Annotated in this window: 6 protein-coding genes; all 6 read right to left on the bottom strand. The window is 69.0% G+C overall.

Going from position 1 to position 6,393, the window contains the following annotated elements:
* Positions 1-34: 34 nt before the first annotated feature.
* Genes ACFWSK_RS01825 through ACFWSK_RS01850 form a run of 6 tightly spaced genes read right to left on the bottom strand, consistent with a single transcriptional unit; the run spans position 35 to position 6,392 of the window.
* Positions 35-2,302, bottom strand: a complete 2,268-nt coding sequence (locus ACFWSK_RS01825) for a M28 family peptidase (protein WP_383780535.1) — start codon at positions 2,300-2,302, stop codon at positions 35-37.
* 25 nt (positions 2,303-2,327) lie between these two features.
* Positions 2,328-3,143: an alpha/beta fold hydrolase gene (locus ACFWSK_RS01830; RefSeq protein ID WP_383780538.1), complete on the bottom strand. Its 816-nt coding sequence runs from the start codon at positions 3,141-3,143 to the stop codon at positions 2,328-2,330.
* Positions 3,140-3,865, bottom strand: coding sequence for a thioesterase II family protein (locus ACFWSK_RS01835; RefSeq protein ID WP_383780541.1), 726 nt, complete (start codon positions 3,863-3,865; stop codon positions 3,140-3,142). Before ACFWSK_RS01835 ends, ACFWSK_RS01830 begins: the two co-directional genes overlap by 4 nt.
* A 10-nt stretch (positions 3,866-3,875) precedes the next feature.
* Positions 3,876-4,067, bottom strand: a complete 192-nt coding sequence (locus ACFWSK_RS01840; protein ID WP_383780544.1) for an MbtH family protein — start codon at positions 4,065-4,067, stop codon at positions 3,876-3,878.
* Positions 4,068-4,071: 4 nt separating this feature from the next.
* Positions 4,072-5,340 carry an MFS transporter gene (locus ACFWSK_RS01845; protein ID WP_383780546.1) on the bottom strand — a complete coding sequence of 423 codons (1,269 nt, stop codon included), beginning with the start codon at positions 5,338-5,340 and terminating at the stop codon, positions 4,072-4,074.
* Complete coding sequence (locus tag ACFWSK_RS01850; protein ID WP_383780548.1) at positions 5,340-6,392, bottom strand: cupin-like domain-containing protein; 1,053 nt, start codon at positions 6,390-6,392, stop codon at positions 5,340-5,342. The genes ACFWSK_RS01845 and ACFWSK_RS01850 overlap by 1 nt, the downstream gene beginning before the upstream one ends.
* Between the last annotated feature and the right edge of the window lies 1 nt (position 6,393).

A 6,393-nucleotide genomic window follows, 5' to 3' on the forward strand; every position in this document is an offset into this window, starting at 1 on the left:
CACGGCAGCACATGCCGGGGGCCCGGGGGCCGGGTCACTCCTGCGGATCGGCGTACGTGCGCTGAATCACCGTTCTGCCGTGACCCACCGCCCAGTCCGGCAGTGCGGCCAGGACCTGCTCGACCGCGCGTCCGGTCCTCAGGAACACCTGGTCGACGGTGATCTTCACCGGACCGGTGCGCTCGATCGTCGCGGTGTGGCCCTTGGACCGCCCCACGACATCGAGAACCGCCTCGGTGCCCTCGAACGGCCGGCCGTCGACCGACAGCCCGGGGCCCGTCACGGTGATCCGTACCAGGCTCGCCTCATTGGCGCCGATCCTGACGGTCACCGGCTCCGTCGGGCCGGCCGCCTCGAAGTCGACGGCCGCAGCCGGGACGTCCGCCTTCGGCGCCGCGAGTGCGTCCTCCCGCACCGACATGCCCGTCTTCTCCGCGACCCGGTCCAGGAGGCCCATGTCCTGCGGTGTGTGGTAGTCCCGTCCCTCCAGCATGATCCGGGCGTCCTCCCCGTCGCGCTGCTCATGGAACGCGGAGACGAGCTTGGGGTGCTCGGCGTCGTACGGCGAGGACAGGCCGGCGATCAGGAGTCCGCACGCGGTGATCGCCGCGGTCGCGTACACGTACCGGCGCGGATGACCGGCGTAGAACACGAACGGGGCGAAGACCAGCGCCAGGGGAACGGCGACCACCGCGGCCACGACCCCCAGGACGGGGTCCATCGCTATCGCGGTGGGGAGCCGTCCCATCATCGGGACCGCCAGGCCCAGCAGATTGTGGGCGAACTGTGCGATCAGTACGCACAGGACGAAGGCGCCCACCACCAGCGGCAGCGCCCGCCACGCGCCACGCAGCACCATGGCGCAGCCGATCGCCGCGAGCATGACCGTGGCGGCGGCCCACAGGATGTACGCGGGCCCGACCTCCAGCCAGGCGGTCACCACGCCGAGTACGGCGAGTGCCGAGGCGTTGGCCAGCAGTGCGGTGCGCGGCCCGTCCACCACTGCCGCTCCCTCCTGCCCGGCAGCGCGCCGCGCGCGACGGCGGTGCAGGAGAAGTTGCGGCAGCAGCGCGCCCAGGAGCGCGAGGGGCAGCAGCACGACGTACACGAGCCACGGCTGCGCGTACCAGGCGTGCGAACCGCCCAACAGCCACTCGGCGCCACCGGCCAGGCCGCCCGCGAGCACCGCGAGCAAAACACCGAGCAGGGCCGCGCCGGCCCAGGCGACGACGTGACCGGTCCCGGTGCCCCAGGTCCGGCGGGCTCGCCACGTCAGCGCGGCGGACGCGAGCAGCAGGACGAGGGTCCAGATCTTCATGACCAGCGGGTCGAGCGTCACCCACGCCCGCGACAGGACGTCCACGTAATACGGTGACGCCTCCTTGGCGCCGACGTCCGGTGCGCTCGTGATGTCCCTGGCGACCTGGGTGGTCAGGTCCGTGAGGGCCTGTGCCACGCCGGGGCCGATGCGTTCGACCCGGTCGAGGGGGGTGTGGTAGGCGTAACCGTCCTCGAATACCGCGTAGTCGAGCCCCGACCACCCCTCGCCCCGCCAGACCCGGCTGTCGGTGTCCGAGTTGATCAGCCCCGCGCCGAAGAGCCACTGGCCGAGGATCGAGCCGGAGGGACGCGGCGTGTTCCCCGCGATGCCGATGAGCTTGCCGTCGTCCTCGCCCGCCTGGAACAGGATGGGCAGTCCGGCGGAGCCGACGGCTTCGAGGTTCAGGAACCAGCGGACGTTCTTCGCCCAGAGATGGCGGGTGAACGCGTCCGCGCCGGTCAGCCCCACCTCCTCGCCGCCGTTGAACAGATAGATGACCGTGCGGTGCCGGTCGTCGCCCGCCAGCTGCCGGGCGGCCTGGATCACCGCTCCCGCGGCGACGGCGTCGTCCGCGGCCCCGACACCCTCGAAGGCCGAGTCGATATGGACGTTGACCAGCAGGGCGTCGTCAATGTCGCCCTGCTGACGGGCGATCACGTTCTCGACGGTGTAGGCCACGTCGCGGTCGTGAAAGCGATAGGTGCCGGAGGCGTCCTGGCGGGCGACCTCGATGCCCGGTATCGCCTTGAGATCACGCGCGACGAGGTCGAGACCGTCCGACAGTGCTTTGTTGCCGACCGTACGGACGCCGAGGTCCTGCAGGCTCCCGGCCGTGGCGAGGGCCGCGCGCCCGGCCTCGCGGTCGGGCGCCGGCCTGGTCGCCTGCCGGGCCAGGACGAAGGACGTCACGACGAGCAGGCACACCACCGCCCAGGTCGTCGCGAAGCGGTGGGCGCGGAGTAGGGATGTGAGTGACGTCACGGGGTGACCTTCCAACTGTTCATCGTCAGAAGTTCCGCCACCAGGAGCGCAGTTCGCGCTCGATCAGCTCGGGGTGCTCCAGCGCGAGTACGTGCGCGGCGTCCGGCACCCGCAGCAGCGTCGCCCTGGAGCAGCTGCTCTCGATCTCGGCGGCCATCGCCCGCATGCCGGTCGTGTCCTCGTCACCGACGAGTACCCTGACCGGGCAGCTGAGTTCCGCCAGCCGGCCGGCCGCGGGCTCCGGCGAATCGAAGTCGGGTGTGTCCTTCTGCTGCGTGTAGTTGAGACGCAGCATCTCGGCCACTGTCCTGCGCAACGCCGCGCGGCTGTCCGACTGTTCACGGGCCGGGCCATCGACGAACAGCCGCAGCTCGTGCGCGATGATCTCCTCGACCTCCCAGGCGTCCTCGGCGGCCCCGACGGCCTCGATCAGAGCCCGCTCGTGGTCGGCGACCGGCGCGTCGTAACCGGAGATGTCGGGTGCCAGCAGGAAGAGACCGCGCACCCTCTCCGGGTGTGCCAGGGCGAAGTCGATCGCGATCCGACCGCCCCGTGATTCGGCCACCAGGACCGCCGATTCGATTCCATAGGCGTCGAGCACGGCGGCCAGATCGGCGATGTCCGAGAACGTGCCGTCGAGCGTCGTCACCGACCGCCCGCAACAGCGGCAGTCGTAGGCGACGCCGGGCAGTTCGTCGCCCAGCGCACTCATCAGCGGGAGCCACATGTCCGAATGCGCGAGGCCGGAGTGGACCATCACGGCAGCGGGCTTCGTTCCGCCACTGCTGGTCGTGAACAGCGATCCACCGGGGACTTCGACAGTGCGTGCTTTGATGGTCATTCTCCTAGCGAACGTGTATGGCAGGTGGTGACGAAGGCGGCCAGGTCCTCGGCATGATCGAGGAGATACATATGACCGCCCTCCCACATTCGGGTCTCGCAGGCCCTGACGGTCTCCTCCGACCACGCCGCGAGCCCGGTGAGGGGCACATGGGCGTCATCGGTACCGCCCACGGCGAAGATCCCGCAGGAGAGCTTCGGCCCCTCCCGGTACGTGTACCCGAGCGCCATCGTGTAGTCGGCGCGCAGACCCGGCAGGAGCAGCTCCACCAGGTCGGGCTGCGAGAAGAGCTCGTCGGGAGCCACCCCCATCCGCCGCAGATCGGCGAGGATCTGAGCGTCCGTCGGCGCGGGCCGCGGGGTCAGCGTCCGGGGTGCGGACATCCCCGACGCGACCAGGCAGCGGACGGGGAGCGAGCGGGCCTCCAGCTCACGGGCGAGTTCGAACGCGACGAGCGAGCCCAGGCTGTGCCCGAACAGGCTCGTCGGTACCGGGTCCTCGCCGAGTGCGTCGGCCAGGGCCGCGACCAGCTCGTACAGATCCTCCACCGGCTCGTCGAGCATCCGGTGTTCCCGGCCGGGGAGGTCGGGGACCCACACGTCCACGTGCGCCGGAATCGTCTTCGTCCAGCTCTCGTACACCGATCCGCCGCCGCCCGCGTAGGGCAGACAGAGGATTCGACTGGTTCCTTCACCGGCACTGAGCCGCCTGAGCAATGACACAGGAATTCACTCAGCTCCGGACACTGAGGGGGCGCATGTCGGTCCACACCTCTTCTATGCGGTCGAGGCATTCTTCCTTGCTGCCGACCTTCCCCTCACGGGTCCATCCGGCGGGCAGCTCGCGGTCGTTGCGCCATATCGAGTACTGCTCCTCGTCGTTCAGGACGACGGCGTACTGCGTCTCGGGAGTGGTCTCTGTCATGTGTCTACCTCGTCACGGAAGCGGTGGCGGAGAATATGGAAGTGCGCAGGGCGAAAGCGATGCTGATGAGCAGGCATGCGATGCCCATCGCGGCAAGGGTGAGGGACCCGGAGGTGGTTTCCAGGGCGATACCCGCCACGAACAGGGAAAGCGGTCGCAGGCCGAACGTGGCGACTTGCGCGGTCGTCGTCACACGGCCGAGCAGTTCGTCGGGAATGAGCTGTGCGCGCAGCGTCGTGTAGAGGATGCCGGAGAGCGCCTCTCCCATGCCCACGACCAGCGCGACGCACAGGGTCAACGGAAGCCAGGCCGTGGTGCTCAGGACGAGCAGGCCGACACTTCCGACGACCGTGCCGCCGAGCATGACCATTCCGGACATCTGCTTGAGCCGCGTGGCCACCACGGCGCCGAGGATCGCCCCGAAGGCGTACGTCGTGATGATCAGCCCGATGACCTTCGGCGACCAGCCGAGATCCTCACGGATGAAGTACGTGGCGCAGATGATGACCGGTGAGGTGAAGAAGGTGATCGCCGCCCAGTAGAGCAGTGTCGAACGCAGCAGACGATGGGAGACGATGAACCGCATCCCCTCCCGGACCTCCTGCGTCATCGTGCCCGGTGCGCGCTCGACGGCCATCTGCAGGGGGCGTCGGATGAGCATGAGCGTGACCGCCGAGACGGCGAACGTCACCGCGTCCACGCCCAGCGTCACCGCGCCCCCGACCCCCGCCACGAGCACGCCGGCGAGGGCCGGTCCCGTCATGTAGCCGAGCGCGTTCCCGATCGACAGCAGCGAGTTGGCTTCGCCGAGCCGGTCCCGTCCCACGAGGGAAGGAACGCAGGAGAGGCACGCGGCTTCGAAGACGGCGTACAGGACGCCGACCGGTACGGCGATCGCGTACAGCACCGGCACCACGGAGATGTCGAGCGCCGCCGCCAGTGGCACCAGCGCCACCAGCAGCGCGCGACCGATGTCCGACCACAGCATCATGCGGCGCCGGTCGAACCGGTCGGCCCACGCGCCGGCCGGGATGCCCAGCACCAGCATCGGCAGCGCCGACAGCATGGAGATGATCCCCATGTGCAGGCCCGAACCGGTGAGCGCGAGCACGAGCAGCGGCAGGGCGGTCTTGCTCAGGGAGTCCCCGAGCGCTGAGGCGCCCTGCCCGCCCGCGAACAGCAGGAAGTCACGGTCACGCAGCAGGCTCGTGCCGGTGTCCTCGCCGGTCTCGGCGGCGCCGGTGCTCGGGCCCGTGCTCGGAAGGGTGCTCACTACGCCCAGTCGTCCCAGTCCTTCGCCCCGGTGACGTTGCGCAAACCGCCCTGGGACTTGAAGTACACCTGCGCGAGGTAGCGCTCGGGGATGCACGTCAGCCAGCCGAGCGCGTTGTCCTCGTTGACGATCTGGTGGCTGTACGAGATCGAGGCGTCCATGGCCTCGATCGCGTGCCAGTAGCCGCTGGGCACGTACAGCGTCTCGCCCGGGTTCAGGATCGTCTCCTCCACCACGACGTCCCGGAAGAGCGGCCTGCGCTCCAGGTCGGGATGCCGGTAGTCGACCTGCGCCATGCCGAACTGACGGCGGAACGCCCGCGGGTACAGACGTGCGTGCTGGTCGGGCGAGACGAAGTAGCAGCGCTTCCTGCCCACGACCTGGTTGAGGTAGGCCGCCGTCTGCATGCCGTCGCTGTGGAAGGGGGTGACCGTCCCCTTGCTTCCGACGAACATCACGGCCGCGACGCGCGAGGACACGGTGCTGCGCGGAGCCGGCTTGTTGCTCCCGCGGTTGAGGAAGGTCTTGGCGAGGAACAGCCCGAGCAGCCGTGCCGGGTTCTTCGTGCCCGTCTTCCACTGTGCGGGGTAGCGGATGTCCGCCCAGTTCGGCACCAGGTCCAGAAGGTCGTAGTCGTCCGCGAGGCCCGGGTAGTGGTCGATCATCCGGTGGACGGGATAGGCCCGCAGATAGTGTGCCCGGTCCGGGTCCGTGTTGTTCTCGATGTCGTCCAGCAGGGCACCGAGCTTCATCGGCTGGAACTTGCCGACCTGACCGAGGATCAGCTTGGAGTCCAGCTTCTGGATGTTGGCATGGATGTCCAGGTCGCCGAAGTGGGTCCTGAAGTAGTCGAATCCCCACTTCTCCATCGCCGGCCAGGAGTCCATCAGTCCGGTGATGACGGCGGGCTTGCGCTTGTACACGTAGTCGCGCTTGAAGTCTTCGGGCGAAGGCGCGTGGACCCGGTCGATGGCATCGCTTCTCACGTCGATGTCACCGAATATCGTCCCGGTCGTCGCCACGTCCTTCTGGGGCGGATTGACGGCAGTCATG

This window comes from Streptomyces sp. NPDC058620 (genome assembly GCF_042717135.1).
Taxonomy (GTDB): domain Bacteria; phylum Actinomycetota; class Actinomycetes; order Streptomycetales; family Streptomycetaceae; genus Streptomyces.